The organism is Saccharopolyspora griseoalba (genome assembly GCF_042665275.1).
Lineage (GTDB): Bacteria > Actinomycetota > Actinomycetes > Mycobacteriales > Pseudonocardiaceae > Saccharopolyspora > Saccharopolyspora griseoalba.
In genome coordinates this window covers 323,731-349,906 of the sequence record NZ_JBHTCJ010000004.1, presented here as the reverse complement: position 1 = coordinate 349,906, position 26,176 = coordinate 323,731, and the positions used below count along the sequence as shown (strand labels likewise).

Annotated in this window: 21 protein-coding genes; 6 read left to right on the top strand and 15 right to left on the bottom strand. The window is 73.7% G+C overall.

Annotated elements, in window-relative coordinates; translation table 11 throughout:
• Positions 1 to 27: 27 nt before the first annotated feature.
• Positions 28 to 864, top strand: coding sequence for a DUF4253 domain-containing protein (locus ACFQRI_RS10500; RefSeq protein WP_380667116.1), 837 nt, complete (start codon positions 28 to 30; stop codon positions 862 to 864).
• Positions 865 to 914: 50 nt separating this feature from the next.
• Here ACFQRI_RS10500 and ACFQRI_RS10495 read toward each other — a convergent pair whose 3' ends face one another.
• Genes ACFQRI_RS10495 through ACFQRI_RS10485 form a run of 3 tightly spaced genes read right to left on the bottom strand, consistent with a single transcriptional unit; the run spans position 915 to position 3,356 of the window.
• Entirely contained in the window at positions 915 to 1,202 is a 288-nt protein-coding gene (locus ACFQRI_RS10495) for a DUF3017 domain-containing protein (RefSeq protein WP_380667114.1), read from the bottom strand.
• Positions 1,203 to 1,226: 24 nt separating this feature from the next.
• Positions 1,227 to 2,078: a bifunctional methylenetetrahydrofolate dehydrogenase/methenyltetrahydrofolate cyclohydrolase gene (locus ACFQRI_RS10490; protein ID WP_380667112.1), complete on the bottom strand. Its 852-nt coding sequence runs from the start codon at positions 2,076 to 2,078 to the stop codon at positions 1,227 to 1,229.
• Positions 2,079 to 2,084: 6 nt separating this feature from the next.
• Positions 2,085 to 3,356 carry an MFS transporter gene (locus tag ACFQRI_RS10485; RefSeq protein ID WP_380667110.1) on the bottom strand — a complete coding sequence of 424 codons (1,272 nt, stop codon included), beginning with the start codon at positions 3,354 to 3,356 and terminating at the stop codon, positions 2,085 to 2,087.
• Positions 3,357 to 3,622: 266 nt separating this feature from the next.
• Here ACFQRI_RS10485 and ACFQRI_RS10480 point away from each other — a divergent pair, with 266 nt between their 5' ends.
• Positions 3,623 to 6,019: a glycohydrolase toxin TNT-related protein gene (locus ACFQRI_RS10480; protein ID WP_380667108.1), complete on the top strand. Its 2,397-nt coding sequence runs from the start codon at positions 3,623 to 3,625 to the stop codon at positions 6,017 to 6,019.
• 158 nt (positions 6,020 to 6,177) lie between these two features.
• On the opposite strand, the gene ACFQRI_RS10475 is transcribed toward ACFQRI_RS10480, so the two are convergent.
• A complete protein-coding gene (locus ACFQRI_RS10475) occupies positions 6,178 to 6,768 on the bottom strand; it encodes a pentapeptide repeat-containing protein (RefSeq protein ID WP_380667106.1) in 591 nt (196 codons plus the stop codon).
• A 44-nt stretch (positions 6,769 to 6,812) separates the two neighbouring features.
• On the opposite strand from ACFQRI_RS10475, the gene ACFQRI_RS10470 reads away from it, so the two are divergent.
• Complete coding sequence (locus tag ACFQRI_RS10470; RefSeq protein WP_380667104.1) at positions 6,813 to 7,166, top strand: VOC family protein; 354 nt, start codon at positions 6,813 to 6,815, stop codon at positions 7,164 to 7,166.
• A 51-nt stretch (positions 7,167 to 7,217) separates the two neighbouring features.
• A complete protein-coding gene (locus ACFQRI_RS10465; RefSeq protein ID WP_380667102.1) occupies positions 7,218 to 7,937 on the top strand; it encodes an SAM-dependent methyltransferase in 720 nt (239 codons plus the stop codon).
• A 34-nt stretch (positions 7,938 to 7,971) separates the two neighbouring features.
• Here ACFQRI_RS10465 and ACFQRI_RS10460 read toward each other — a convergent pair whose 3' ends face one another.
• The gene (locus ACFQRI_RS10460) at positions 7,972 to 8,436 is read right to left on the bottom strand and encodes a universal stress protein (RefSeq protein ID WP_380667100.1); all 465 of its coding nucleotides are present in this window, start codon (positions 8,434 to 8,436) and stop codon (positions 7,972 to 7,974) included.
• Between the two features lie 116 nt (positions 8,437 to 8,552).
• On the opposite strand from ACFQRI_RS10460, the gene ACFQRI_RS10455 reads away from it, so the two are divergent.
• A complete protein-coding gene (locus tag ACFQRI_RS10455; RefSeq protein ID WP_380667098.1) occupies positions 8,553 to 9,827 on the top strand; it encodes an ArgE/DapE family deacylase in 1,275 nt (424 codons plus the stop codon).
• Positions 9,828 to 9,832: 5 nt separating this feature from the next.
• Here the strand turns inward: ACFQRI_RS10455 and ACFQRI_RS10450 are convergent, their stop codons facing one another.
• The 10 genes from ACFQRI_RS10450 to ACFQRI_RS10405 form a co-directional block, all read right to left on the bottom strand.
• Complete coding sequence (locus tag ACFQRI_RS10450) at positions 9,833 to 13,144, bottom strand: error-prone DNA polymerase (protein WP_380667096.1); 3,312 nt, start codon at positions 13,142 to 13,144, stop codon at positions 9,833 to 9,835.
• 141 nt (positions 13,145 to 13,285) lie between these two features.
• Positions 13,286 to 14,932, bottom strand: coding sequence for a DNA polymerase Y family protein (locus ACFQRI_RS10445; RefSeq protein ID WP_380667094.1), 1,647 nt, complete (start codon positions 14,930 to 14,932; stop codon positions 13,286 to 13,288).
• Positions 14,932 to 15,630 carry a hypothetical protein gene (locus tag ACFQRI_RS10440; protein WP_380667092.1) on the bottom strand — a complete coding sequence of 233 codons (699 nt, stop codon included), beginning with the start codon at positions 15,628 to 15,630 and terminating at the stop codon, positions 14,932 to 14,934. Before ACFQRI_RS10440 ends, ACFQRI_RS10445 begins: the two co-directional genes overlap by 1 nt.
• A 353-nt stretch (positions 15,631 to 15,983) precedes the next feature.
• On the bottom strand, positions 15,984 to 17,549 hold the full coding sequence (gene purH, locus ACFQRI_RS10435) for a bifunctional phosphoribosylaminoimidazolecarboxamide formyltransferase/IMP cyclohydrolase (RefSeq protein ID WP_380667090.1): 1,566 nt from the start codon (positions 17,547 to 17,549) through the stop codon (positions 15,984 to 15,986).
• Complete coding sequence (gene purN / locus ACFQRI_RS10430) at positions 17,546 to 18,139, bottom strand: phosphoribosylglycinamide formyltransferase (protein WP_380667088.1); 594 nt, start codon at positions 18,137 to 18,139, stop codon at positions 17,546 to 17,548. The genes purH and purN overlap by 4 nt, the downstream gene beginning before the upstream one ends.
• 171 nt (positions 18,140 to 18,310) lie before the next feature.
• On the bottom strand, positions 18,311 to 19,726 hold the full coding sequence (locus ACFQRI_RS10425) for a cell division protein PerM (protein ID WP_380667086.1): 1,416 nt from the start codon (positions 19,724 to 19,726) through the stop codon (positions 18,311 to 18,313).
• An 85-nt stretch (positions 19,727 to 19,811) separates the two neighbouring features.
• Positions 19,812 to 20,597, bottom strand: a complete 786-nt coding sequence (locus ACFQRI_RS10420; RefSeq protein ID WP_380667084.1) for a DUF5336 domain-containing protein — start codon at positions 20,595 to 20,597, stop codon at positions 19,812 to 19,814.
• A gap of 154 nt (positions 20,598 to 20,751) precedes the next feature.
• Positions 20,752 to 21,636, bottom strand: coding sequence for a succinate--CoA ligase subunit alpha (sucD, locus tag ACFQRI_RS10415; protein WP_380667082.1), 885 nt, complete (start codon positions 21,634 to 21,636; stop codon positions 20,752 to 20,754).
• Positions 21,637 to 21,643: 7 nt separating this feature from the next.
• On the bottom strand, positions 21,644 to 22,810 hold the full coding sequence (gene sucC / locus ACFQRI_RS10410; protein WP_380667080.1) for an ADP-forming succinate--CoA ligase subunit beta: 1,167 nt from the start codon (positions 22,808 to 22,810) through the stop codon (positions 21,644 to 21,646).
• A 266-nt stretch (positions 22,811 to 23,076) separates the two neighbouring features.
• Entirely contained in the window at positions 23,077 to 24,711 is a 1,635-nt protein-coding gene (locus ACFQRI_RS10405; protein ID WP_380667078.1) for a hypothetical protein, read from the bottom strand.
• 601 nt (positions 24,712 to 25,312) lie between these two features.
• Between ACFQRI_RS10405 and ACFQRI_RS10400 the strand changes: the two genes are divergently transcribed.
• Positions 25,313 to 26,104 carry a M23 family metallopeptidase gene (locus ACFQRI_RS10400; RefSeq protein WP_380667076.1) on the top strand — a complete coding sequence of 264 codons (792 nt, stop codon included), beginning with the start codon at positions 25,313 to 25,315 and terminating at the stop codon, positions 26,102 to 26,104.
• Positions 26,105 to 26,176: the final 72 nt, after the last annotated feature.

Sequence of the window (26,176 nt, the reverse complement as noted above, 5' to 3'; positions counted from 1 at the left end):
GGGGTATCGCGGCTAGGAGGCGGTGAAGTGTTGCAAGACGACCGGGACGCGGGGGCACCGGCCGATCTTTCCGCCGTTTTCGGCGTGGGTTCCGGGCTGCCGGTGGAACTGCCGCCCGGCGAGGTCCTGACCGAGCAGACCGCGCTCGCCGAGGAACCGGCTCCGCTCTGCTGGATCAGCCACGACCCTCCGGAGCCGCGGCTGGTCGCGGCGCTGCGCGGCGGACACCGGCGCAGCGGGCTGTGGCCGCTGCTGCTGTGCGACAGCGACGAGACCTACGGCGAGCGCTGCACCGTCGGCGTGGTGCCGCCCGAACCGCTGGACCACATCGACCGCTGGCGGATCTACGACGTCATGCAGCGGATCTGGGACGGCCTGGTGCAGGCCGACGACGAGCTCGGCCCGGCCTACGACCTGGAAGTGCTCGCCCCCTTCGACTACACCTGCCCGGGGCCGACGCACGCGGGCGCGCTGCTGGCCGACCCGGACGTGCTGGCCAACCAGCAGCTCCCGAAGTTCGTCGACGAGGACACCCGGCTGTCGCTGGTCCCGGTGCAGCGCGGAGCCGACGTGCTCACCGTGCTGGGCTGGTCCGGCGCGGCCAACCACGTCTCCCGCACCGCGGGGCTCTCGGCGATGGTGCGCAGCTGGGAGGAGCGCTTCGGCGCGCGGATCCTGCGACTGGGCCCGGACCGCCTCGACCTCAGCGTCGCGGCGCCCCCGCAGAACCTCGACCACGCCAAGGCCGTGGCCGCGGAGCACTGGACCTTCTGCCCGGACCGGATCCTGCAGGAGACCGGTTCGATCTCCGCCTACGCGCAGGAGATCCGCGGGCGGCGAACCTGGTCCTTCTGGTGGGACTGACCGAACCACCGCTGCGCGCGCGGAGTCCCGGCGGGGCTTCGCGCGCGCGATCAGCCGAACAGGCCCCGGATGGTCATCGCCACGAAGATGATGACCACGCCGAACCCGCCGTAGAGCAGGATGTCCACCGCCCGGCTGCGGATGTTGAGCAGCCCGGTGCGTTCCTGCGGCACGACGGCGCGCAGCACCGCGGCCACCAGCAGCGCCAGGCCGAGCACGACCGTTCCCCGGCGCCAGTGCTGCAGCGCCACCAGCAGGAAGCCGATCATCCCGATCCCCAGGACCAGGCCGAACGGCACGTGGATGGACAGGCGGGACCTGTCCGGCAACCGCTCCATCACGCTCCTGCTCTCCACCGCGCTTCAGTCCGATTCGCGCTCGGCGGCCTCGACGACGTTGCTCAGCAGCATCGCCCTGGTCATCGGCCCGACGCCACCGGGGTTCGGCGAGATGAAGCCCGCGACCTCGCCCACGTCCGGGTGCACGTCACCGGAAAGCCCGTCGTCGGTGCGGGTCACGCCGACGTCCAGCACCGCGGCGCCCGGCTTGACCATTTCCGGGGTGATCAGACCCGGCTTGCCCGCGGCGGCGATCACCACGTCCGCGCGGGAGACCTCGGCGGCCAGGTCCCGGGTACCGGTGTGGCACAGGGTCACCGTGGCGTTCTCGCTGCGGCGGGTCAGCAGCAGACCCATCGGGCGACCCACGGTGATGCCGCGGCCGACGACCGCGACGTGCGCGCCGTCGAGCTCCACGCCGTGCCGGCGCAGCAGCGCGATGATGCCGTTGGGCGTGCACGGCAGCGGACCGTCCTCGCCGAGCACCAGCTTGCCGAGGCTGGCCGGGTGCAGGCCGTCGGCGTCCTTGGCCGGGTCGATGCGCTCCAGCAGCGCGCCGGAGTCCAGGTGGTCCGGCAGCGGCAGCTGCACGATGTAGCCGGTGCAGGCCGGGTCGGCGTTGAGCTCGTCGAGCACCGCCTCCAGCTCGCCCTGGGTGCTGGAGGCCGGCAGGTCCCGGCGGATCGAGTTGATGCCGACCTTGGCGCAGTCGTTGTGCTTGGCGCGCACGTACGAGTGCGAGCCGGGATCGTCGCCGACCAGCACCGTGGCCAGGCCCGGAGCCCTGCCCCGCTCGGCGAGCTCAGCGACCCGCGGCCGCAGCTCCTCGAAGATCGCGTCCTTGGTCGCCCTGCCGTCGAGAATCTTCGCGCTCACAGTCGTTCATCGTGGCAGATCGCCCGCGACGTCGGCGGGGCGGTCCGACGAGCCCACCGCCGCGACCGGCGACGGCGCACCCCGCGTCCGGTGCAGGTGCCAGGCCACCAGCAGGGCGGCCGCCACCGCCAGCCCGGCCAGCACCGCAGCACCGGCGGCGGGCCCGGAGAGGTCCAGCATCGCCCCCACCAGCGGGGAGGACGCCGAGCCGCCGAGCGTCATCGCGGTGCCCGCCCAGCCGAACGCCTCGCCCCTCCGGTGCGCCGGGGTGAGCTCGGCCAGCCTGCTGTTGGAGGCGGCGAAGGTCGGCGCGATGGCGAACCCGCCCGCGAGCAGGATCACCCCGACCAGCAGCGGCGAGCCCGGATCGGACACCGGCGGCAGCACCGGGACCAGCGCGCACATGCCCAGCGCCACCAGCGCCGATCGCCGCCCCAGGCGCGGCTTGCCGGTCAACCCGCCCGCCACCAGGCCGCCGGCCAGCGATCCCACCGCCCACACCGCGGCCAGCAGCCCGGCCAGCTCGGGCTGCCCCCGCTCGCGCGCCCAGCCGACCAGCAGCACGTCGGCGGCGATCAGCGCGCCCGCGATCAGGCAGCAGAAGCCCAGCAGCGAGACGAACCCGGGCAACCGCCACAACCGGGGCCCGCGGCCGGTGACCTCGCCACCGCCCATGCCCCCGCGCAGCCCCGCGCGCCACAGCGCGGCGGCGAAGGCGGTGGTGCCCAGCAGCGCCCACCCGGCGCAGCCCAGCATCGCGACCTTCGGGCCCCAGGCGGCGACGACGAACGCGGCCAGCACCGGGCCGGTGACGAACAGCAGCTCCTGCAGCGTGGCCTCCACCGCGTAGGCCGCCTCGCGGGCCTCGCCGTCGGCCAGCCGCGGCCACATGGCCCGACCCACCTGGCCCAGCGGCGGGCTCATCAACCCCGTGCCCAGCGCGACCGGCACGATCAGCCACCACCGCGCGGGGTCGACCCAGTGCGCGACCGCGGCCATGGCGGTGAAGCCCAGCGCGGCGCCCGCCCCGGTGAGCACCAGGACCTTCGGCGCCGAGCGGCGGTCGATCTGCCGTCCGCGCACCGGACTGGCGATCGCCTGCCCGACCGTCTTGGCCGCCGCAGCGGCGCCACCGGCCGCGTAGGAACCGGTCCAGCCCGCGACCAGGAACGTCAGCACGATGATCTGCGCGGGCTGGTAGAGCCGGGCCGCGAGGCAGGCGGTCAGCACGCTCGGGACGTGCGGGACCGAGGCCAGGAGTCGGTAGGGGCGGAGCACCGGATCACTGTGTCGTTCCACACCGCCGTACCGCCATCGATTTTCGAGGTCGATGACTGATCCAATACACCTGGTGGTGTGATGTTCATACGCCCCGCGAGCGGGCAAGCTCTGGGGCGATAACACCGATCGTGTCCGGACGATCTTGAAAAGCTTGATCAACGAGGCCGGAAGTGCAAACCAGCGCACATGGCCGGACCCGCGTCGAGTAGCGTTTCGACGGGGTGGAGTCGGGTTGCCTCGTCGAGAGGGGGAGGATGTCACCCATGTCGCGTCCGACAGCGATCAGTCCGGAAGAGCAGGAGCAGATCGCCCGCAAGATCGGGGTTCTGCTGTTACAGGGTGCTCCCGAGGACTGGCAGGAGATCACGGTCGAGTACCGCGCCACCGGTGAGTACACCGACCTGCTGGGTGAGATGTCCGCCCAGGACGGCAGTTCGCGCCGGCTCGAACCGCCGGACGAGCTGCGGGAGATCTTCGAGCGCCTGCGCGAGGGCATGTACCGGCCCGACGTGGGCACCTGGCTGAGCGCCCTCTACGTGGTCGAGCGCCCGTCCAGCTACCGCATCGACATCAACTTCGACACCGAACCGCAGTGGCAGCGCTCGCTGCCCCGCGCGGCCTACGTCGACGAGCTGCGCCGCTACCCGCGCGCCGAGGAGAACATCCCGGACTGGATGCGGGAGCGCATCGAGGGCGCCGAGCCCGAGGCCGAGGTCCCGGACTCGCCCGCGGGCGTCTCCGCCGAGCCGGCGGCCGAGCCCGCCGCGGAGCAGGCCGACGGCTTCCGCTTCGCCAACGTCTTCGACGGCGTCGACGACGAGGGCAGGCCGGTGGTCGCCGAGCGCAGGCCGGTCCCGGGCGACGAGGTCTCCGCGCTGCGGCAGTACCTGGAGAGCGCTCCGGTCGTGCTGTCCGCGCGGGAGAACGAGGAAGACCTGCTGGCCTCGGACCGGGACCGCTCGGTGCCGAGCAGCTGGCACACCGACGGCACCTGGGTGTGGGCCGGTGCCGTGGCGTACTACCTGGCGCAGTACGGGCTGCCGCCGGAGACCGCGCTGGTCGACCACGCGCGCAGCCGCGGCTTCCAGCTCGGCGAGGTCGACGACGCGACCCGCGACGCCGTCGTGCGCGAGCTCACCGAGCAGCCCGCCGACGAGGGGCAGGCCGAGGAGCCGCAGCAGGACGACCTGGCGGAGTCCTCCGTCGAGGAGGCCGAGATCGACGAGCAGCTCGCGGACGTGCCCGCTGAAGTTCCCGCGGCCACCGGTTCGCGGCACGTCCTCGACTCCAGCGACGAGGTGCCGGACACCCAGGCGGTGCTGGCCGAGCTGCACGACAGGCTGACCGGCTACCGGGTGGACAGCTCCGAGTACCGGATCGGCAGCACGGCCGAAGGCGCCCGCTGCCTGGTGCAGGACGGCGAGGACTGGGCGGTCGTCGGCGACGGCGAGGACGTGCGCTTCGCGCGCGTCGACCACGCCGCGTCGTTCCTGCTCGGCCGCCTGCTGCTGGACCTCCCGGTGGCCGAGGGCACCGCGGCGTCGGCCGCTCCGGCCGACCCGGTCGTCGAGAGCACCACCGCTCCCGAGCCCGCGGTGGAGGTTCCCGAACCCGCCGCGGAGATCGAGGACGCCGAGCCGACCGCCGCGCAGGACGAGCCCGTCGTTCAGGAGATCGCCGAGCCGCAGAGCCCCGCGGAGCCGGAGCTGCCGCAGCGCGGCGCCCCGCAGGAGCCCGCCGCGGAGCTGCCGCAGCGCTCGGAGCCCGCCTCCGACCTGCCGAAGCGGACTCCGCAGGAGCCCATGCCGAAGCCGTCCTCGTCCGGTCCCTCGACCGGCGGGAACCCGCTGTTCACCGCGAACCAGGAACCGGGTGCCCCGGTGCCCGAGCCGCCGGCGGCCGAGGCCCCGCAGCAGCCGCCGATGGACCGGCCGCTGCCCCCGCAGGCCCCGCCGTCGCCGCCCGCCGGTCAGCCCGCGCAGCCGCCGAACGGCGCCGCGCCGGGTGCCGGTGAGCTGCCCAAGCGCCAGCCGCGCCGGGACAGCGGTGCTCCGGTGCCGCCTCCGGGCGCTCCCGGCGCGCAGGGCGGCCAGCCGCAAGGCGGTCCGGCCCAGGGCGGTCAGGCCCAGGGCGGTCAGGCCCAGCAGGGCGGTCCGGCGCGACCCGCGCCGAACGCCCCTGGCGCGACCGGTCCGAACCGCCAGGGCCCGCCACCCGCGCCGCCGCGTCCGCCGCAGGGCGGCCAGCCGCCCGCGGGCCAGCCGCAGCAGCCGCCGCAGACCCAGGGCCAGCCGGCTCAGCAGGGGCAGCAGATCCAGCCGCTCAACGGCGAGCCCCCGCTGACGCTGTACCGGGACCGGCGGATCGTGATGCTGCAGCCGGGCACCGAGCTGGACCGCTTCGGCGAGCCGAACGGCAACGTGCTCTACACGGCCCGCACGCCGTACACGCACCGGTCGCTGCCGCCGCAGTGGTCGAACCGCGCGTACGTGGCCTACCGGGTGCAGCGCCCGATCCAGGCGCTGCGCGGCACCGCGGTCCCGTGGTTCGAGCAGCCCGGCGGTGGCACGGCTTTCGTGCTCCCCGGCGCGGTTTCGGACCTCCTGGCCGACGGCACGCTGGCGGAGATGCCCGCCAACGAGCGCCCGCCCATGGAGTGATCAGCACGTTCTCGATCGAGAGGGGCCCTGCGAGCTTCGGCCGCAGGGCCCTTCTCGTCCGCGGGGCAGGAACTGCTCGAGCGAGCATCAGGGCTGCGGCGGGCACGCGGCGACGCCGTGGGCGCATCTGGAGCGGAGCCGCTCGGGTCCGCGCCCGCTCAGTCGACGTGCAAGCCGTGCGCCGCGGCGAACGCGAGGGCCTGCGCGGCGTCCACCGTGGCGCCGCGGAGATCGGCCTGCACCAGCGCGTCGGCGTCCAGGCGCGCGTCCCGCAGATCGGTTCCGGTCAGCCGGGCGCCCAGCAGGCGCGCCCCGGTGAAGTCGCACTCGCGCAGGTCGCAATCGCGCAGATCGCACTCGGTGAGGTTGGCCTCGCGGAACCGGGTGCCGCGCAGGTCCACCTCGCGCAGGCTGACCCGTCCCATCCCGACCAGGGTGAGGTCGGTGTCGACGATCCGCACCGAGCGCATCCGGACGTCGACGAAACCGGACCCGAGCAGGGTGCATCCCTCGAAGCGGCTCTTGCCGAACACCGTCCGCTCGAAGGTGCAGGACCGGAACGCGGTGGCGAAGTGCTGCGAACCGTTGAGGTCGGTCCCGGTGAAGGTGCAGTCGGTGAACGAGCAGTGCCGGGTGCTCAACCCGGACAGGTCGGCATCGGTGAAATCGCACCGCTCGAAGGCGCGTCCCGCCCACTCCTGATCGGGCAGGACTGCATCCTGGAAGTCCTCGTCGACCGCGCTCGTCATGCTCGACACCCTGGCACGCCCCACCGACCGCCCCCGGAGGCGACATGCAGATCCACCGGATCATGCCGATCATCCAGTCCGAGGACATCACCGCCACCCGCGACCACTACGTCGAGCTGCTCGGGTTCGAGGTGGTCATGGACATGGACTGGATCGTCACGCTGGTCGCCCCCGGGGACCCGAAGCGCCAGATCAGCGTCATGTCCCAGGACGCCACCGCCCCGATGTGCCCGGACATCTCCATCGAGGTCGACGACGTCGACGCCGCGCACGCCACCGCGGTGGAGCAGGGCCGGGTGATCGTGCACCCGCTGACCGACGAGCCCTGGGGCGTGCGCCGCTTCTTCTGCCTGGATCCCAGCGGCACGGTGCTCAACATCCTGGCCCACGCGGCGTAGCTCGCCCGAAAACCGCTCGCCCGCACCGGTCCACCCCGGCATCCTGCCGGGATGGACCCGATCGCGCTCGCCCACGCCGATCTCGACTTCAACGCGCCGCTGTCCACCGCCAGAGCTGCGGAGCTGGTCGCGTCCCTGGAACCTGCTCCCGGCGCCGAAGCCGTCGATCTCGGCTGCGGGTGGGGAGAGCTGCTGCTGCAGCTGCTCGCCGCGTACCCGCGGGTGCGCGGCGTCGGGGTGGACCTCGACGCCGCGGAGCTGGACCGCGGCAGGCGCAACGCCGAGGCGCGCGGCCTCGCCGACCGGGTCCGGTTCGTCATGGCGGACGCTGCAAGGTGGTCCGGTGCCGCGGAAGCGGTGATCGCGGTCGGCAGCAGCCACGCCTGGGACGGCGCGGATCGGGCGCTGAGCGCGCTGCGCGGTCTGCTGCGCCCGGGCGGGCGGGTGCTGTTCGGCGAGGGGTTCCGGGAGGGACCGCTGCCGCAGCACTTCGACGTGCCGCTGTCGCTGGCCGAGCTCGTGGAGCTGGCCGAGCGCCGGGGGTTCCGGGTGCTGAAGCTGAGCACCGCCAACAGCGACGAGTGGGACGACTTCGAGTCGCGCTGGTGCGGCGCGCTGGAGAAGTGGCTGCTGGCCAACCCGGACGCGCCGGAGCGGTGCGAGGTGCGGGAGCTGGTCGACGAGCACCGCTCGACGTGGCTCCGCGAGGTGCGCGGCGCGCTCGGGTTCGCCTACCTCGTGCTCGCGCGGGAGTCCGGGAGTTCGGCGTGAAGCCCCGGAGGAGGGGGCTTTCAGGCCGAGCTCCTCACGGCACCACCACGACCGGGCGCACCGCCTCGACGACGAGCGTCGCGGGGACGGTGCCCAGCAGGCCGCCCCGGCGACGCGACCGGCCCACCACGATGAGGTCGGCGCGGTACTGCTCGGCGACCTGCTCGAGGCCCACCGCGGGATCGCCCCGGTGGTGGACGAAGTCCCAGTCGATGTCGACCCACGCCAGGTGCGAGACGACCTCGCCGCGGAGTTCCTCGACCAGGCTCTCGGCGGCCTCGCTGGCCACCGCGACCCCCATCGGCGACCAGTAGGCGACCCCGCCCACCGCTTCCACGTAGACCAGCACCAGGCGGGCGCGCTCCCGCCGGGCGAGGCCGGCCGCCCAGGCCGCGGCGTTGAAGCTCGCGGGGCTGCCGTCCATCCCGACGACGATGCCGCCCAGGCCGTCCTTGCCGATCTCGAATCCGCGCTCGGTGCTGCTGTCGTCGTCGACCACGCGGCGATGGTAGTCGGCCGGGCATCGCGGCACTGACGCGCGCGTCGCAGTCGAGACCGAAGTGGTCCGCACCGGCGGAGGTTCCGCTGAGCGCGTCGCCGAGTTAAGTTGCCCGGGTGAACGCCGCACAGCCCCGCTCCGAAGCCGAACGCCGCGCGCTGGATGCCGTCGACATCGACGGGATCGTCTCCGACCTGCGCGAACTCGTCGCCATCCCCAGCGTCGGAGGCACCACGGCCGAGCACGACGCGCAGCAGTGGACCGCCGACCGGCTGGCCTCCCTCGGCCACCGGCTGGATCACTGGCGCTTCGACGTCGACGAGCTGTCCCGGGTCGAGGGCTTCCCCGGACAGGAGGCCGATCGCGACGAGGGCTACGGCCTCGTCGGAACCAGCGGCGAGGGCGATCCCGCGCTGGTGTTCTGCGGGCACACCGACGTGGTCCCGCCCGGCGACCTGGACCGGTGGCCCGACCGCGACCCGTACGCGCTGCGGGTGGCCGACGGGATCGCCGCCGGGCGCGGCACCTGCGACATGAAGGGAGGCGTGGTCGCCTTCCTCGGTGCGCTGCAGGCGCTGCGCACCGCCGGGATCGAGCTGGCCCGCCCGGTGGCCGTGCACGCGGTCATCGGCGAGGAGGACGGCGGAGTCGGCGCGTTCGCCACCCTGCAGCGCGGGCACCGCGGCGAGGCCTGCGTGATCGGCGAGCCGAGCCTCGACACGATCGTGGCGGCCAACGGCGGTTCGCTGACCTTCCGGCTGGAGATCCCCGGCCAGGGAACCCACGGCTCGACCCGCTACCGCGGGGTGAGCGCCCTGGACAAGCTCGCCGAGCTGCTGCCGGTGCTGCGCGAGCTGGAGAGCCGCCGCAACGCCGATCCGGACCCCCTGGTCAAGCACCTGGAGATCCCGTTCCCGCTGTCGGTGGGCATGGCCCGCGTCGGCGACTGGGCGAGCACGGTGCCGGACCTCGCGATCGCCGAGGGCCGCTACGGCGTGCGGCTGGGCGAGCCCGTCGAGGACGCCAAGGCGGAGTTCGCGGCGGCAGTCGCCGACGCCTGCTCGGCAGACCCGTGGTTGGCCGAGCACCCGGTGCGGGTCAGCTGGCCGGGAGGCATGTTCGCCTCCGGCCGCTTCCAGGAGGGGCACCCGCTGCTGTCCCAGACCCGCGACGCGGTGGTGGACGCCGGTGGCGCGGAGCCCGAGGCCGTGGGTGCTCCCTACGGCACCGACCTGCGGCAGTACGCGAGCGCGGGGATCCCAACGCTGCAGTACGGCCCTGGCGACGTCCAGTACGCGCACGCCCACGACGAGCACGTGGCCATCGCGGACCTGGAGCAGTGCGCGCGCACCTACGCCTTGCTGGCCATCCGCCGCTGCGGAGTTCGCTGACCCCCTCAGTGGAAGTCGCGGGACTCGGACGGCACCCGGATGTCCAGCTTCTGGAGCCGGTCGGCGCGCAGGTTGACCACCTCCCCCGCGCGTTCCACCACGCCGCGCACCAGCAGCGCGGCGCTGGTGCGGCCGATCTTGCGGTAGCGGGACCACAGCCCCGGGGAGCAGACGACGTTGACCATGCCGGTCTCGTCCTCGAGGTTGAGGAACGTGATGCCGCCCGCGGTTCCCGGCCGCTGCCGATGCGTCACCGCCCCACCGACCAGCACCCGGGTGCCGTGCTCCACTTCGGACAGCCGGTCGGCCGGGAGCGCCCCCAGCTCGTCGAGCCTGCCGCGCACGAACTGAACCGGGAAGCTGTCCGGGGAAACCCCGGTCGCCCACACATCGGCCGCGGCCAGCTCCACGCCGTCCATGCCCGGCAGCTCCGGCGCCGGGGCCGATGCGGTGGTACCGGGCAAGCGGTCCGGCCGGTCGGCGGCCGCGGCCGCCGCGTTCCACAACGCCGCCCGCCTGGTCAGCCCGAAGCAGTCGAAGGCGCCTCCGGTGGCCAGGGCTTCCATCTGCGGGGCGGTCAGCTGCGCGCGCCGCGCCGCGTCGGCCATGTCGGCGAACGGCCCGTCCGCCGCGCGCGCGTCCACCAGCCGCTCGGCGACCTCCTCGCCGAGGTTGCGCACCGAGGACAACCCGAGCCGCACCGCTCGCCCGCCGGTGCTCTCCGGGTCCGGTTCCAGGTCGGCGTGCACCCGGCTGGCGTTGATGTCGGGGCTGCGCACCCGCACCCCGTGCCTGCGGGCATCGGTTACCAGCGACTGCGGTGAGTAGAAGCCCATCGGCTGGGCCTTGAGCAGCGCCGCGCAGAAGGCGGCCGGGTAGTGGCGCTTGAACCAGGCGCTGGCGAACACCAGCAGCGCGAAGCTCAGCGCGTGGCTCTCCGGGAATCCGTAGTTGGCGAAGGCCAGCATCCGGTGGTAGATCCGCTCGCCCAGCTCCTCGCCGATGCCGTTGGCCGCCATGCCCTCGAACAGCCGCCCCCGGAGCCGCTCCATCCGCTCCGCGGAGCGCTTGGCGCCCATCGCGCGGCGCAGCTCGTCGGCCTCGGCCGGGCTGAACCCGGCGACGTCCACGGCGAGCTGCATCAGCTGCTCCTGGAACAGCGGCACGCCGTACGTCTTCGCCAGAGCGCCGGCCATCAGCGGATGTTCGTAGTCCCAGTCCTCCTCGCCGTTGCGGCGGCGGATGTAGGGGTGCACCGAACCGCCCTGGATCGGGCCTGGCCGGATCAGCGCGACCTCGACCACGAGGTCGTAGAACTCGCGCGGCTTCAGCCGCGGCAGGGTGGCCAGCTGCGCGCGGCTCTCCACCTGGAAGACCCCGACCGCGTCGGCGCGCCGCAGCATCTCGTAGACCTCGGGATCGGTGAGGTCCAGCTCGCCGAGGTCGACCTCGCGGCCGTGGTGCTCGGCGACCATGTCCATCGCGTAGTGCAGCGCGGAGAGCATGCCCAGGCCCAGCAGGTCGAACTTGACCAGACCCACCGCGGCGCAGTCGTCCTTGTCCCACTGCAGCACGGTGCGGCCGGGCATCCGCGCCCACTCCACCGGGCACACCTCGCTGACCGGCTGGTGGCAGATCACCATCCCGCCGGAGTGGATCCCGAGGTGCCGCGGGAAACCCATCAGCTCGTCCGCCAGCTCCCGCACCGGGTCGGGGATCTCGGAGTCCTCGGGCAGCGGACCCCAGTGCTCGATCTCCTTGCTCCAGGCGTCCTGCTGCCCCGGCGAGTAGCCCAGCGCCCTGGCCACGTCGCGCACCGCCGAGCGGGGCCGGTAGCTGATCACGTTGGCCACCTGGGCGGCGTGCGTGCGGCCGTACTTGGCGTAGACGTACTGGATGACCTCCTCGCGCCGGTCGGACTCGATGTCCATGTCGATGTCCGGCGGGCCGTCCCGCTCCGGGGCGAGGAACCGCTCGAACAGCAGCCGGTAGCGCACCGGGTCGGCGTTGGTGATCCGCAGCGCGAAGCACACCGCCGAGTTGGCCGCCGAACCGCGGCCCTGGCACAGGATCCCCTCCCGGCGGCAGAAGTCCACGATGTCGTGCACCACCAGGAAGTAACCGGGGAATTCCAGCTTCTCGATGATCGCCAGCTCGCGCTCGATCTGCCGGTAGGGCTCCGGGTTCTGCAGCGGTGGGCCGTAGCGCTCCAGCGCGCCCAGGTAGGTCAGCTCGCGCAGGTGGGCGGCCTCGGTGTAGCCCGGCGGCACGTCGAACGGCGGGAGCTGCGGGGCGACCAAGCTCAGGTCGAAGGCGCAGGACTTGCCCACCTCGGCGGCGCGCTGCACCGCACCCGGGTAGCGCTCGAAGATCCGCTCCATCTCGGCGCCGGAGCGCAGGTGGCTGCCCGCCCACGCGGGCAACCAGCCGTCCATCTCGTCCAGGCTGCGCCGGGCCCGGATCGCGGCCTGCACGCTCGCCAGCCGCGCCCGGTCCGGCCGTGCCAGGTGCGCCCCGGTGGTGGCCACCACGGGCAGACCCGCGCGATCGGCGAGCTCGGCCAGCGCGTCGTTGCGCGCCGAATCGGTCGGCAGGCCGTGGTCGGTCAGCTCGACCGCGACGTGCTCGCTGCCGAAGAGCCCGACCAGCCGGTCGAGCTCGGCCGCTGCCGCTTCCGCCCCGCCGGCCTCCAGCGCGGCGCGGACCGCGCCCTTGCGGCAGCCGGTGAGCACCTGCCAGTGCCCGTCGGCGGCCTCGGCGAGCTCCTCCAGCCGGTAGACCGGGCGACCCTTCTCCTCCCCGCGCAGCTGGGCGGTGCTGATCGAGCGGCACAGCGAGGCGTAGCCGGCCGGATCGCGGGCGAGCACCAGCAGGTGCGTGCCCTCCGGGTCGGCGACGCCGTTCTGCGAACCGGGCAGCCCCAGGCTCAGCTCGGCGCCGAAGACCGTGCGCACGTCGTGCTCCTTGGCCGCCTCGGCGAAGCGCACCACGCCGTGCAGCCCGTCGTGGTCGGTCAGCGCGACCGCCTCCAGGCCGAGCCGCGCGGCCTCGGCGACCAGCTCCTCGGGGTGGCAGGCGCCGTCGAGGAAGCTGAAGTTGGAGTGGGCGTGCAGCTCGACGTAGGGCACCGTCCCCGGCGGGGACGAACCGGTGCCCCGCGCTCGGTACCGGGCGCGCCGGCGCGTCCACGCGGGACTGTCGTCACCGGTGCCCGGGAACCGCTCGTCGCGCGGCCCGCGCGCGTTCTCCGGCAGCGGCTTGCCGGAGAGGACCCTCTCCAGCTCGGACCAGCTCTGGGGCGGGTTGAACCAACTCATGGAACCAGTGAACTCCCGTTCGAAACACCTTCGCCAGCAATTGAACTCGACTCCACTCGAACGTGTGTTCGCCGAATGGGCAGGTCGCCGGGACCGGCCGGACCCGGCCACCCGCACCGCCGGGCGCGGAGCTCCGCCCGCTCAGCGGTAGACGCCCTGGACCCACCAGTCGCCGCGCTCGTGGATCAGCAGCAGCGCGACTTCGCCCTCCTCGGAGCCGGTTTCGGCCTCCAGGACCACCTGCAACCGGGCCAGCGCGCGCGGGCGAGCCCGCGACTCCGGGGCGGTCCGACCGGCCCCGCGGGCCAGCAGGTCGATCCACCAGCGCTCGGCGACCGGCCAGGGCCCGGCCCAGCCGACCACCGCGCGGGATCGGCCGCCGGAGACCTCGACCCGGCTCGGAGCGCCGGAGAGCGCCCCGCGCTCGGTCAGCCGCACCGGATCGCCCTCCGCATCGCGCACCCCGGCCGGCCACGGCTCGTCGGGAACCACGGTGGGCGAGGGCGCCGGGACCCGCCCCGGCCACGGGGCGTCGTCGGGCAGCGCGGGGCTGCGCTCGTCCCCCCAGGGCACCAGGCGAACCCGGTCGCGCAGGTCCCGCCCACCACCGAGCACCCCGGTCAGCACCGCCTCCGGGCCGAGCATGCCCTGCACCCGGGCGAAGGCCCGCGCCGCCCGGGAAGCCGCCTCGCCGGTGGCCGAGTCGAGCAGGTCCAGCTGCAGCCCGCCGGAACCGACGACCTCCGCGGGCAGCAGGCTCAGCTCGCCGAGCCCGGCGGTGGGGCGCTGCCGATCCCCCCTGCCGCCCAGCCAGCCGTCGAGCTGCCAGCGCACCCGGTCCGCGGTGGCGGCGGGGGTGAGCGGCTCGGCGCAGCGCCAGACGCGGTGCAGCTCCTCGCCGTTGGCGGTGCGCGCCGAGATGCCCAGCCGGGTGCAGGCCAGCCCGCGGGAGTCGAGCTTGGCGTGCAGCTCGTCGGCGAGCGCCTTGGCCGCGAACGCGGCGCGGTCCACCCGGTCCACCGGCGGGTCGAGCTCCTCGGTGACCGCCAGCTCCGGAGGCGGCTGCCGCCGCTCGACCGGCCGCTCCTCCAACCCCCGGGCGGCGCGGTGCGCCAGCAGCGCGCCGCTGCCGAACCGGGTGCTCACCTCCGAGGCCCCCAGCGCGGCGAACTCGCCGAGCGCGCGAATGCCCAAGCGACGCAGCAGATCCACCAGCTCCGCCTGCGCGGAGCGCTTCGGCCCGAGCAGGTCGCCGAGCTGCTCGACCTCCTCGACCGGCAGCGGGGCCAGGAACTCCGCGCTCGCCCCCGGCGGGACGTGCCGGGCGCGGCGGGCGGCCAGGATCGCCGCGAACAGCCCGTCGGCGACGCCGATCCGGCACTCCACCCCGGTCTGCGCGTCGACCTGGTCGAGCAGCCGCTCGGCCGCGAGCTCCTCGCCGCCGAAGTAGCGGGCGGGCCCCCTCGCGGGGACCGCGATCAAACCGGGACGCACAACCTCCACGCCGGGCACGAGCTCCTCGACCGCGCCCACGACCGGCTCGAAGAGCCGGGCGTCGCGGGACGGATCGTGGTCGAACACGACGAGCTCCGGACAGCGGCCCTGCGCCTCGCGGCGGCGCATGCCGCGCCGGACCCCGCTCTCCCTGGCGGTCGCCGAGCAGGCCACCACCCGGTTGGCGAGGAAGACCGCCGCCGGCACCAGGGGCCCCAGCTCGGCCGCCCGGGCGGCGGCGACCACCGGCCAGTCCGGGCACCACAGGACGAGACGACGCGCGGGCACCGCCATCACCCCGCCACCGGGCGCAGGTGCGCCCGCCCCGCCGGGCGGGCCTCGGCGACCGAACCGTCGCGCGCGGGCAGCAGCAGACCGCAGGTGCGCGGCCGGGACGCCGCGCCGCGCCCGCTCGCGTGCACCGCGACGGAGCGTTCCCGCAGGTGACCGTGGCCCTGCCCGAGCCCGCTCCAGGTGGCACCGGTGCAGCGCAGCTGCACCTCCGCGCCCGGCCAGCGGCCGAGCGGCAGCAGCACCGAGCCGCGGTTGCGCGCCCGCGCGGAGAGCCTGCGCGCGTCGGAGTCGGGCAGCCGCCCGGTCCCACCGACCGCGACGAGGTCCACGCCGTCGAGCAGCGCGGCGATCACCCCGGCGGGATCCGAGCCGGGGCGCGGCACCACCGCGAGCCGTTCCAGCTCGACCCCGGCCTCGGCAGCCGCGACCAGGTTGATCCCGGGGAGCCCGACCACGGCTCCCCAGGAGCCGCTCGCCGTCGCCTCGGCCAGCAGCGCGAACAGCAGGGAGACCGAACCGCGCACCGCCACCGTGCTGCCACGGCGCAACCCGGGCCATGGCAGCACGGTGGCCAGTTCCGCCCGCGTGGGCAGCACCCGGCCCGCTCCCGGGACACCACCCGCCTCGACCTCCGGAACGCCCGCGGACACCCCGTCAACCGCGGACATGTCCGGCGCCGAAGACACCATCGCGGACATCGCCACCCTCCCCACGTACGCGAGAACCGCGGTGGGTGCCCGACCCCGGCGCGGGCACCCACCTGCACAGTCCGCCGCGGGGAAGGCAGCGGTGGAGCCGAACGCTGCGCCTGCACCCGGAACACAGCGCCCGCCTCCATCGGAGCGGCCGACCCCGACACCGGCCGTTTCCGATCAATCGAACCTCAGTTCGAACAGGTCCAAGTAAACCCCCACCCCCAGGGGGCCGTCAAGACGCATGACCGAAATGGGTGAACATTCGTTCGAACACGTGCGGTGAGCTGCCCTTTTTCATCAAAAGTCCCCTGCGAGCCCGGAGCTCGCAGGGGACTTTTGATGAGAGGAGAGCCCGCTCAGTGCGCGAAGTGGCGGGTGCCGGTCAGGTAGACCGGGATGCCCGCGGCCTCGGCGGCGGCGATGACCTGCTCGTCGCGGACCGAGCCGCCCGGCTGCACGACCGCGCGCACGCCCGCGTCCAGCAGCACCTGCAGGCCGTCCGGGAACGGGAAGAACGCGTCCGAGGCCGCCACCGAGCCCCCGGCCCGGTCCCCGGCGCGGGAGACCGCCAGGCGGGCCGCGTCGACCCGGTTCACCTGGCCCATGCCCACGCCGACCGTGGCCTGCTGATCGGCCAGCAGGATCGCGTTGGACTTCACCGCGCGGCAGGTGCGCCAGGCGAACTTCAGGTCCGCCAGGGTCTGCTCGTCGGCGGCAGCGCCGGTGGCCAGCGTCCAGTTGGCCGGGTCGTCGCCCTCGGCGTCGATCTCGTCGGAGCCCTGCACCAGCACGCCGCCGGAGATCGCGCGCATCTCCACGCGGCCGGACTTCGGCGGCTGGGCGGTGAGCAGCCGGATGTTCTTCTTCTTGTTCAGCACGTCGACCGCGCCCTCGGCGTAGCCGGGGGCCACCACGACCTCGGTGAAGATCTCCGCGACCTGCTCGGCCATCGCGACGGTGACCTCGCGGTTGGTGGCGATCACGCCGCCGAAGGCGCTGACCGGGTCGCACTCGTGCGCCTTGCGGTGCGCCTCGGCGAGGTCGCCGGCCACGGCGATGCCGCACGGGTTGGCGTGCTTGATGATCGCCACGCACGGCTCGTCGTGGTCGTGCGCCGCGCGCCAGGCGGCGTCGGCGTCGACGTAGTTGTTGTAGGACATCTCCTTGCCGTGCAGCTGCGCGGCGGCGGCCAGACCGGTGGCCTCTCCGCCGGAGACGTACAGCGCGGCCGGCTGGTGCGGGTTCTCGCCGTAGCGCAGCGCCGAGCGGCGCTCCCAGGTCTCCCCGATCCAGCCGGGGAAGGCCGACTCGTCGCCGACCGGGACCTTGCTCATCCAGGACGCCACCGCCACGTCGTAGGACGCGGTGTGCCGGAACGCGGCGGCGGCCAGCTCGACGCGGTCGGCCAGCGTGAAGCCGCCCGCCCGGACCTCCTCCAGGGCCCACTCGTAGCGGCTGGGGTCGACCACGACGGCGACGTTGGCGTGGTTCTTCGCCGAGGCGCGCACCATCGCCGGGCCGCCGATGTCGATCTGCTCGATGACCTCGTCCTGCCCGGCGCCGGAGGCGACCGTCTGCACGAACGGGTAGAGGTTGACCACCAGCAGGTCGAACGGCGCGATCTCCAGCTCCCCGAGCTGCTGGGCGTGGGCGTCCTTGCGCAGGTCGGCCAGCAGACCGGCGTGCACCCGCGGGTGCAGGGTCTTGACCCGGCCGTCGAGCGCCTCCGGGAAGCCGGTGACCTCCTCGACCGGGGTGACCGGGACTCCGGCGTCCGCGATCGCGCGGGCCGTGCCGCCGGTGGAGACGATCTCCACCCCCGCGGCGTGCAGCCCGGTGGCCAGCTCCAGCAGGCCCGACTTGTCCGAGACGCCGATCAGCGCGCGGCGAACCGGGCGCCGCTCCTGCGAGTTCGCGGTCACGGGATACTCACCTTCCGTCCCTGCACGGTCCAACCGTGCAACGCCAGCTGTTCCAGGGTGCCGACCAGCAAACGCCGCTCGACCTCCTTGATCCGCTCGTGGAGGCTCGCTTCGTCGTCGGTGGGCAGCACCTCGACGGCCTCCTGGGCCAGGATCGGCCCGGTGTCCACGCCGGCATCCACCACGAACAGCGTGCAGCCGGTGACGCGGACCCCATAGTCCAGCGCGTCCCGCACCCCGTGCATGCCGGGGAACGCGGGGAGCAGCGCGGGATGGCTGTTGAGGTAGCGCCCGTCGAAGCGGGCCAGGAAGTCGGTGCCGACGAGCTTCATGAACCCGGCGGAGACCACCAGGTCCGGCTCGTGCTCGGCGCAGGCCTCGGTCAGCGCCCGGTCCCACTCCTCGCGGCTGGCGTGGTCGGACACCTTGCGCACGAAGGTCGGGATCCCGGCGCGCTCGGCGCGGGCCAGCCCTTCGATGCCGTCGCGGTCGGCGCCCACCGCCACCACCTGGACCGGGTAGCCGGGGGCGTCGGTGGCGTCGAGCAGGGACTGCAGCAGGGTTCCGGAACCGGACACCAGGACGACCACGCGCGCGGGATCCGCGGTGGTGTGGCGGGCGGACCGCGCGGCGGTGCTCGGCTGCTCGGGCGTACTCGGGTTCAGCGTTCGCTCCTGACATGCCTCGGCACGATCTCCCCCGCAGCGTAAGGCCCGGTGGCGCGACGTGGACCGTCAGGGGCCCGGCGAGTGGCGCAGCACTCACCGCCGATCGGGGTCGGCGGACTGCTCCGCGGAGTCGGCCTCGAACTCCCCGGCCAGCTCAGCGTCCTCCGGCTGGTCGGATTCGCCTCGGGCGACCGGGATCTCGGCGATCAGGTCGGCGAGGTCGGTGTACTCGAAGTCGTCGAACTCGTCCTCGCCGTCCGCGCCGTCCGCGGCGCGTTCGCCGTCCACGGCGTCGCCGTCGTCCGCGCGGTCGTCGACGTCGTCGAACTCCTCGGAGTCCTCCTCGGCGAAGTCGAACTCGTCCTCGCCGCCGAGCCAGATCAGCCCGGCGGCCGGGATCGCCAGCCAGCACAGCGTCGCGACGGCCAGCCCCAGCGGGTGGAACGACACCGCGCGGTCGCCCAGCTGCCCTCCCGCGAGCAGCGCGAGCAGCAGGACCGCGAGGGCGGCCACCGCAGCGGCCACCCCGGCCACCAGGAACCGACGGGAGATCGTGCCGGGCACCCGCCGCACCGCCAGCCCGAGGAACAGGCCGGCCAGCAGCGGGAGCAGCAGCGCGGAGGCCCACCAGACCGCGGGCCCGTCGGCGGGCAGCACGGCCAGCAGCGGCAGGTCCGGGATCTGCCCTCGGGTCTCCCGCAGCGGCTGGATCGCCAGGTCGCCCAGCGAGAAGCCGGTGCCCGCCGCGAAGGACCAGCAGGCCAGGATCGCGTGCGGCAGGTACAGCAGCGACAGCACGGTGGCTCCGATGGAGTCGCCCGCGTGCCCCATCCGCGCCATCGACTCGGCCATCCCGCCCGCCGACAGCACGATCGCGATCAGCAGCACGGCGCTCCCGAGGGCGATCAGCGAGGCCGCGGCCAGCAGTCCGAAGCGCAGCCCGGTCCACACGTCGGCACCGATGCGCTCCCACACCAGGTAGATCAGGCCGCAGCGGTTGGCCACCCCGACGGTGGCGGCGAACGCGGCGGTCAGGCCGCAGCCCAGGAAGGCCTCGACCGGCACCACGCTGAACGGCAGGGGCAGCAGCATCGCGAAGCCCGCGCCGACGAAGCCGTGCGCCAGGCCCATGGCGCCGATCACCGGCCATGCCTGGTCCGGGCGGCGGAGCCGGCAGCGGCGGGCCACCAGCGCGGAGGCGAGCGCGATCAGCAGCACCTCGGCGATCGTGGGCAGCAGCGGCGGCACGCTCAGCGGCGCCCCGGCGATCAGCAGCGGCACCTGGTGCAGCGCGAGCCAACCGGGCAGCGCGGCGGCCAGCAGTGCCAGCGGTCCGGGGGACCCGTCGCTGGCGATGCCCGCGGTCAGGGCCAGCAGAGCGGCGGTGAGCAGGTAGCCGAGCAGCAGCACGCCGCCGACGGCCAGGGTCAGCAGCAGCCTGCGCACGCCGGAACGGCGGTCGTCCGGTTTCCCGACGATGGCTTGGGAGATCGGCTCGAACAGCGGCACGGAGCCGAATGTCGCACCAACACCGTCCCGATCAGCTCACCACACGCCAGCCCGTCCCCCCAACGGGTGGCTTTCCGCGAGGCCGCTAGAAGCCCTGCGGGCCGGCTCCGGGATGCGGCATCTGCCGGGTGCCCTGGGGCCCGCCGCTGCTGTCGGGCTGGTCGGGCTTGCCCGCGGCCTGCGGCCCCGACTGCGGCCCCGACTGCGGTGCCGACTGCGGCGATTCGGGCTGCGGTCCGCCCGGGACCGGAACGCCGTCCGAGGACGGCGGGCGCGCACCCGGCTGCTGGGCCTGCGCCCACGGCGGGTTCGGCGGGCCGGGCTGGCCCGGATGCGCGGGCGGGCCCTGGGCCGGTTGCCCCTGCGGGTTCCAGGCCCCGCCGGGACCGAAGCGCGGTCCACCGGGTCCTCCGGGACCGCGGGGAGCACCGGGCTGCGGCGGCTGCTGCGGCTGGCGCCGAGCTCCCGCGGCCGAGCCGCCGAGGCGGAGGAGGCCGCCGTCGGCCAGCAGCACCGCCAGCACCGCGGCGAGCTGCGCGACCGCCAGCAGCACGAGCACCGCGCCCATGCCGCCCGCGGTGCCGCGGATCAGCTGCTGCAGCATCGCCAGCGCCGCGTAGGCCGCCAGCGGCGCGGCGGCGAACAGGCCGTTGGGCGTGCGCGGGACGAACCGCAGCCCGGCCAGCGCGGCCGCCGCGATCAGCGCGAAGCCCGCGTTGCTGCCCAGCACGACCACCGCGGTCTCGTCGAAGAACCCCAGCAGGTAGCCGACCGCACCGGCCCCGGCCGCCACCAGGGTCAGGATCTCTCTCAGCTCTAAGGAGGGGCGAGCCGAATCCCTCTGCGGTTGCTGCGGATGAGGCGCGGACATCGTTGGATCGGACTCCTCGAGGCCACTCGATCGGGGGGGAGCAAGACCGACGGTACCGAACGATCAGCGCGCGGCGGGCGGCGAACCCGCCGGAAACCGCTTCGGGGCCGGACCCCCGGTGGGAGTCCGGCCCCGAGAAGCGCGTCGGAAGAGCTCAGCCCTTGACGATCTCGCGCATGAGGTTGGCGGTCTCGCTCGGCGTCTTGCCGACCTTGACGCCCGCGGCCTCCAGGGCTTCCTTCTTCGCCGAGGCGGTGCCCGACGAACCGGAGACGATGGCGCCCGCGTGACCCATGGTCTTGCCCTCCGGCGCGGTGAAGCCCGCGACGTAGCCGACCACCGGCTTGGAGATGTTGGCCTTGACGTAGTCGGCCGCGCGCTCCTCGGCGTCGCCGCCGATCTCGCCGATCATCACGATGGCCTCGGTCTCCGGGTCGTCCTCGAAGGCCTGCAGCGCATCGATGTGCGTGGTGCCGATGATCGGGTCACCACCGATGCCGACGCAGGTGGAGAAGCCGATGTCGCGCAGCTCGTACATCATCTGGTAGGTCAGCGTGCCCGACTTGGACACCAGGCCGATCTTGCCCGAGCCGGTGATGTCGGCCGGGATGATGCCCGCGTTGGACTTGCCGGGCGAGATGATGCCCGGGCAGTTCGGCCCGATGATCCGGGTCTTGTTGCCGGTGGCGTTGGCGTGCGCCCAGAAGTAGGCGGAGTCGTGCACCGGGATGCCCTCGGTGATGACCACGGCCAGCCCGATCTCGGCGTCGATGGCCTCGATCACGGCGTCCTTGGCGAACTTCGGCGGCACGAAGACGACCGACACGTCGGCGCCGGTCTCCTTCATGGCCTCCTGGACGCTGCCGTAGACCGCGAGCTCCTTGCCCTCGATCTCGACGGTCTGCCCCGCCTTGCGGGCGTTGACGCCGCCGACGACGTTGGTGCCGGAGCGCAGCATGCGGGCGGTGTGCTTGGTGCCCTCAGAGCCGGTGATGCCCTGAACGATCACCTTGCTGTTCTCGTTGAGGAAGATAGCCATGATCGCCTCACGCCCCCGCAGCCAGCTCGGCGGCCTTGTCGGCCGCGCCGTCCATCGTGTCCACCATGGTGACGACCGGGTGGTTGGCCTCGGCCAGGATGCGGCGCCCCTCCTCTACGTTGTTGCCGTCGAGGCGGACGATCAGCGGCTTGGTGGCCTCGTCACCGAGGATCTCCAGCGCCTGCACGATGCCGTTGGCCACGGCGTCGCAGGCGGTGATGCCGCCGAAGACGTTGACGAACACCGACTTCACGTCCTGGTCGCCCAGGATGACGTCCAGACCGGCGGCCATGACCTCGGCGGAGGCGCCGCCGCCGATGTCGAGGAAGTTCGCCGGCTTCACGCCGCCGTGGTCCTCCCCGGCGTAGGCCACGACGTCCAGAGTGGACATGACCAGACCGGCACCGTTGCCGATGATGCCGACCTCGCCGTCCAGCTTGACGTAGTTGAGGCCCTTGGCCTTGGCCTTGGCCTCCAGCGGGTTCTCCGCTTCCTTGTCGACCAGCTCGGCCTGCTTGTCCTGGCGGAAGGCCGCGTTCTCGTCGAGGGTGACCTTGCCGTCCAGCGCGATGACCTTGCCCTGCGGGTCCTTGACCAGCGGGTTGATCTCGACGAGGGTGGCGTCCTCGGCGACGAAGGTCTCCCAGAGCTGGACGATCACCTCGGCGACCTGGTCGGCGACCTCGGCCGGGAACTTGGCGGCGGCGACGATCTCCTTCGCCTTGGCCAGGTCCACGCCCTCGATCGGGTCGATCGCGATCTTGGCCAGGGCCTCCGGCTTGGTCGCCGCGACCTCCTCGATCTCCATGCCGCCCTCGACCGAGGCCATCGCGAGGAAGTTGCGATTGGTGCGGTCGAGCAGGAAGGAGAAGTAGTACTCCTCGGCGATGTCGGAGGCGGAGGTGACCAGCACCTTGTTGGTGATGTGGCCCTTGATGTCCAGCCCGAGGATGGCCTCGGCCTTGGTCTGGGCCTCATCTGCGTTCTCGGCCAGCTTCACGCCGCCGGCCTTGCCACGGCCCCCGGTCTTGACCTGGGCCTTGATCACTACGGGCCCGCCCAGTTCTTCGGCGGCTGCCTTGGCCCCTTGCGGATCGGTTGCCACGGAGCCGGGCAGCGTCGGCACTCCGTGGGAGGCGAAGAGCTCCTTCGCCTGGTACTCGTACAGGTCCACTCGACTCTCCTGCGACGTCGGTGTCGGACGCGGGTGACGATATCGACCTGCGATGACGCGTGGGGCGGTGCACCTGGTGAACTGCCTCACCTGAGGTAAGCGTCAACCCTGGTCGGCCCGTCCAACACGGGGTTTCACCCCGCTCGGCAGGAGCGATAACGGCGTTCGCGTGACGAACGGAACAGCCGCGCCGTAACGGCGCACCCGGGAATTCTCGATCAGGAGACCGGCCGCCGCACTCACCGAAACGTGTGACGCAGCCGTGCTCAGGACGTCGGCTTCGGCGCGCGGGACGCCGCCGCCGCGGTGCCGAGGAGCACCAGCAGGCAGCCGATGCCGAACCACAGCCCGAGCCCGGGGGCGGACTCCGGCAGCCGGTCGGAGGTCAGCGGGTACTGCACGACGCGCACCGCGACGACCACCGCCGCCCCGCACAGCAGCGCCGCCGCGCGCTGCGGGCGGCACATCGGCGCGAGCACGGTGGCGCCGACCACCGCGGCCATCGCCAGCACCAGGCCCCACGAGGTGGTGCCGAAGGCGGTGAACACGCCCGGCGCCGTGTAGTCCGGCGCGGTCAGCACCGGGAGGCTGAACGCGCCCGCGCCGAGCACCAGGGCAAGCAGCGACGGGCCGAGCACCGAGCGGCGCATGGCCATCTCGGTGAGGTCGACGTCGTCGCGCTCCACCGCGCCGGCGATCGCCGCCAGCACCGCGGCGACGGCCGCGGGCAGCACTGCCAGCCCGGACGCCCAGGCGCCGATCCCGACCTGCGCACCGGCCGCCTGCACCGCGGTGAACACGGCGTCCAGCGAACCGGCCGCGGCCAGCGGCAGCACCACCCAGACCACGGGCAGCACGGGGCGCAGCCGCAGCGCCGCCGAGGGCACCAGCAGCCCGGCGCCGACGACCAGCAGCACCGAGCCCGCGGGCCAGAGCATCCGGGCCGGGTAGGTCGAGGGGTCGCGCAGGCCGAAGGGCATCGACACGTGCGGGGCGATCGCGGCCAGCACCGCGATGGCCCCGGCCACCAGCGCGAACACCCCGGCCAGGGTGAGCAGCCGGGTCAGCGCGGGGAGCCGCAGGTCCTGCGGGTCGGCCTCGGCCGCGGCCCGGCCCGCGGGCACGCCCAGCGCCGCGAGCGCGACCGCGGCGACGAGCATGAGCACCGGGCCCCACTCGAAGCGCAGGTCGTCGAGCACGAGCACGGACACCAGCGGCGGCACGGCCACCGCGGCCAGCCCGGAGGCGACGCCGAACAGCCCACCGCGGGCGATCTCCGGGTCGGCCGACCCGGCCAGCAGTCCCGCACCGCCCGCGGCCGCGATGGCCAGCAGCGCGCTGCCGACCAGCACCGGCAGCGGGCCGTCCAGCGCGGGTTCGGCCACCAGGAAGGGGTCCTCGGAGCGGAAGGGGGCCATCAGCACGCCGATCGCGCCGAGCGCCCCGACGCACAGGACCATGGCCAGCACGCCCTGGCGCTGCGTGCCCGCGCCGCTCTCGTGACCGCTGCGGCGCAGCGCGAACAGACCCGCGAGCAGCACCGCGAGGTGCCCGGTCATCAGCAGCCAGAAGCCCAGCGCGGGGGTGAAGTGCGCGAGCTCGTGCAGCTCCAGCACCTCGGGGCGCGCCGCACCGCCCGGGTCGACGGCGAACTGCAGGTCCGTGCCGACCCGCCCGGGCACCAGCACGGCCGCGCCCACCAGCACCGCGGCACCGGCGGCGGGCTCGCCGCGGCGGATCAGCGCCACCGCGAGCGCGGGCGGGAGCAGGGCGAGCACGAGCAGCAGCGGCCAGGACGGGTAGGCCGCGGGCGCCCCGGGAGCGACCAGACCGGGCAGCGGCCCGAGTCCGGTGAGCAGGGCACCGAGGAAGGCGAGCGCGAGTGCGACGCGGAGTCGCATCGGCGCGGGCTGTGGGTCCGTGGCCGGAGTCGGCGAGTCGGACGGGAGGTCTGGCCGCGCAGTCACCGCGCCGACGCTAGCAACCGCGCGCCGCCGGGCGGACACCACCCGCGCGCGCAGGGGACCCTCCCGACACGCCGGATAACCGCCCGGATGGAGCATTTTCAACGGGCCATCAAGCCGCTCTTGCGGTGTGACTCGCAACACAGATCAGCACTCCGGGGTCTCCTGATCGGTTCCGCGCGGACCGCCCGCTGGGCCGAACGGATTGCCTGGTCACGATCACGAACCCGCAGGTGGCTCCGCTCCGCGACGGTCACCGCGGGTGGCCGCGAGCACTGGGCCGAACGTGCGCGCGCGAGCGCTCCGGACACACCCCGTATTGGTGAAGTGACTGATCGAGATTTGCTCTCGGTGGATCAGCTTCGCTACTGTCCCCCGGTCCGTTGTCACGGTCTGATCACGAAGGCAACCTCGCCGGTTCCCCGACCGGCGCCCCGGAAAACCCCGCTCCGGAAACGTGGTCGGACTCCCCGAGACGGAAGGGCAAGCATTGGCTCACCACCGCTCCCCCGGCGGCGAACGCACCACTCCGGGGCATGTGGAGGCGTCCCCCGACGACCCCTCCAGCAGTAGTCCGGGCAACCGAGCCCAGTCCACCGCGGCGCGGTGGCGCGGCCGCGTGGTCGTCGCCGCGGTCGCCGCGGGCGCATTCGCCGCCGCCGGCCAGTCGCTCGCGGCGGGCGAGGGAAGCGCCTCCCCCGACGAGGACTTCAGCGCCGGAGACGCGGCGGGCTCGCTGAACACCGCGATGGCCGCCGACGAGCAGCAGCAACAGCCGACCCACCAGGGCGTCGGCGGCAGCGCCCCGGCTCCCGCGATGCTCCCGGTCGCCAAGTCGACCGACGTCAGCGACGAGATCGAGAAGATCACCAAGAGCGAGCAGATCAGCGCCGCTCGCGAAGCCGCCCGCAAGGCCGCCGAGGCCGAGGCGATGCGCCCCAAGTACCACCTCCCGGCGCTGGGCAACTTCACCTCCGGGTTCGGTGGCCGCTGGGGCACCACGCACTACGGCATCGACATCGCCAACTCCAAGGGCGCCCCGATCTACTCCGCCGCCGACGGCGTGGTGATCGAGGCGGGCCCGGCCAGCGGCTTCGGCATGTGGGTGCGCGTGCAGCACGACGACGGCTACATCTCCGTCTACGGCCACGTGAACTCGATCCTGGTCAGCGAGGGCGAGCGGGTGAAGGCGGGCGAGGAGATCGCCACGATGGGCAACCGCGGCTTCTCCACCGGCCCGCACCTGCACTTCGAGATCTGGAACTCCAACGGCAAGAAGATCAACCCGTTGCCGTGGATGCGCGAGCACGACATCGATCCGACGAGCTGATCGTCCGAATCGACGAGAGAGCCCCGGAACCTCAAGGCTCCGGGGCTCTCTCGCGCGCGGGCCCGCGACGCC

What these genes read in the sequence shown, in the direction of transcription:
- ACFQRI_RS10495 (WP_380667114.1), bottom strand. Translation starts at nt 1,202, where the DNA reads ATGGAGCGGTTGCCGGACAGGTCCCGCCTGTCCATCCACGTGCCGTTC.
- ACFQRI_RS10480 (WP_380667108.1), top strand. Translation starts at nt 3,623, where the DNA reads ATGTCGCGTCCGACAGCGATCAGTCCGGAAGAGCAGGAGCAGATCGCC.
- ACFQRI_RS10475 (WP_380667106.1), bottom strand. Translation starts at nt 6,768, where the DNA reads ATGACGAGCGCGGTCGACGAGGACTTCCAGGATGCAGTCCTGCCCGAT.
- ACFQRI_RS10470 (WP_380667104.1), top strand. Translation starts at nt 6,813, where the DNA reads ATGCAGATCCACCGGATCATGCCGATCATCCAGTCCGAGGACATCACC.
- ACFQRI_RS10465 (WP_380667102.1), top strand. Translation starts at nt 7,218, where the DNA reads ATGGACCCGATCGCGCTCGCCCACGCCGATCTCGACTTCAACGCGCCG.
- ACFQRI_RS10450 (WP_380667096.1), bottom strand. Translation starts at nt 13,144, where the DNA reads ATGAGTTGGTTCAACCCGCCCCAGAGCTGGTCCGAGCTGGAGAGGGTC.
- ACFQRI_RS10445 (WP_380667094.1), bottom strand. Translation starts at nt 14,932, where the DNA reads ATGGCGGTGCCCGCGCGTCGTCTCGTCCTGTGGTGCCCGGACTGGCCG.
- ACFQRI_RS10440 (WP_380667092.1), bottom strand. Translation starts at nt 15,630, where the DNA reads ATGTCCGCGATGGTGTCTTCGGCGCCGGACATGTCCGCGGTTGACGGG.
- ACFQRI_RS10420 (WP_380667084.1), bottom strand. Translation starts at nt 20,597, where the DNA reads ATGTCCGCGCCTCATCCGCAGCAACCGCAGAGGGATTCGGCTCGCCCC.
- sucD (WP_380667082.1), bottom strand. Translation starts at nt 21,636, where the DNA reads ATGGCTATCTTCCTCAACGAGAACAGCAAGGTGATCGTTCAGGGCATC.
- ACFQRI_RS10405 (WP_380667078.1), bottom strand. Translation starts at nt 24,711, where the DNA reads ATGCGACTCCGCGTCGCACTCGCGCTCGCCTTCCTCGGTGCCCTGCTC.